This window comes from Candidatus Burkholderia verschuerenii (assembly GCF_001189365.1).
Classification (GTDB): Bacteria; Pseudomonadota; Gammaproteobacteria; order Burkholderiales; family Burkholderiaceae; genus Caballeronia; species Caballeronia verschuerenii.
In genome coordinates this window covers 1-1,822 of record NZ_LFJJ01000346.1, presented here as the reverse complement: position 1 = coordinate 1,822, position 1,822 = coordinate 1, and the positions used below count along the sequence as shown (strand labels likewise).

Annotated in this window: 1 protein-coding gene; it reads right to left on the bottom strand. The window is 44.2% G+C overall.

From position 1 onward, the window contains the following. Positions 1-718 precede the first annotated feature (718 nt). The coding region (locus tag BVER_RS32055; protein ID WP_198155481.1) for a hypothetical protein at positions 719-1,822 on the bottom strand (1,104 nt) is incomplete at its 5' end.

The window sequence follows — 1,822 nt, the reverse complement described above, 5'->3', positions numbered from 1 at the left end:
AAAATTAAACCCCCCCCCCCCCAAAAAAAATTTCAATCAAGTAGCAAAATCCCAATCACAAGTAACATATTTAAGCACAATCAAAGCATTTGTCAACCCACAATTCGCAATTTTCAACCAAGGTGCTAGTGAGGAAGATGATGAATAGTAAACTCTTACCTTAGTTTCCTTGTGATTGAGTGCAAAAAATGGGGTTTGAGATGCTCCTTGAAGTGAGAATGAAGTGTTGATGATCTTATGTGCCAAGATTAAACTAAAGATGTGGGGTTAGAATGAAGTGTGGTGTGTGCTAAGTGTGGGAATGGAGCTACAATGGAGTGTGTGTTAGTGTGCAAGTGAGACAATGGCCCAATTTTTTTAAAAAAATCGCCTGCCTCACGCCACCGCGGCGGACTGGACATGTCCGTCGCGTCGGGCTCTTCAAAGTCTCCAAATTGCCGCCAACTGCCTAAGTCCGCCGCGGCGGGAGGGACAGGTCCACCGCAGCGGACCTAGACAGTCCATTTTTCCACGTATTTTTTTCATTTCAAACTCATTTCACAGCATTCTAATCCCAATTCTAAGTACTCTACATGATCTAAATGCATCCTAAACATGTAAACTAATGCAAGAAACACAAAGAGAATTAAATGACTACAAAATACAAAAATAAAGAAGAAGGATACTAAAAGGATACTATTTTGGGTTGCCTCCCAACGAGTGCATTTGTTTAGAGTCGTTAGCCCGACTTGACCCTTTCTTCACAAGATCCACCATCAACACCTTGAGGATTGGAGGACTTTCTTCTTCTTCTTCTTCTTTTCTTCTTGGCTTTGTGTGACACACCGGATTTTTCCCCCAATTTGATTTCCGTCATGTTGAAAAGTTCTATGACTTCAAGTGTGCCTCTCGGGACCCATACTTGTGTGACCACTTGCCCTTTACTTGTGCTATTCCTCTCTTGTGCTTCAAAGCTCCCCGTATGCTCTTCTTCTTTACCACTCGAGTCTTCATGTGATTTTTCCTTTGAAGATCTAGCCCCCAACACTCCAAAGCAAGCCTTGACTTGTGGGGTACATGCCAATTCGCATGAAGGACGAGGTGTATCGTTAGGTAGCCATGAAGCATCTTCTCGATGGCTAGGCATTTCCGCACCAATGGAGTTGGTTCCTTCTTCACCCGATGGGCAAGCGATGTGATCCCCTTCTCTTGTGCCTTTTAAGTCAATTGAGTGCTCATGAACCCATTCATTTTCATCATTGGCACTTGTTAGGGGAGAAGTAGGCTCACAATTCTCTTCCAAGCCTTCAACTTCGGCATCTTCTTCATCGGATTCATCAACGTGTCCCGGAAGCTCCTCAAAGAGATGGATGCGCTCATCACGGTCGTCATCGCTATCACTTTCATTGAATCGGCCTTGAGCTCGGTACATGCCGTGATAGAGTTGCCGCATTTCGGTCTCCATTCGATACTCCAATCTTTGCACTTGGCAAACCACCGCTTCAATCCTGGGTCCTTCACATTGCTTAAGCATTTTCTCCACCCGAGACTCTAACTTTTCAAATGCATGTGTGGTTCTCTTGGAGTATTCCTCAAATCTTTTGACACTTTGCTCCTCATGGACCTTCAAGCGTTGTTCAAGCCTCTTCATAATACTTTCCTCCGTCTCCGTTAGTTCGCCTTGAACAAGCCTACATATGGTCACCCCTATTTGATCTTCCTTCTCTTCCATTTCCTCCATTTTTGCTTGAAGTGTGTCTAATCTCTCAAACACCTTGGCTTCGAAGGACTCTCTCTTTTCTTCATTCCTTAGGGCCATAGCATCCATTTGAGCTTGAAGTAC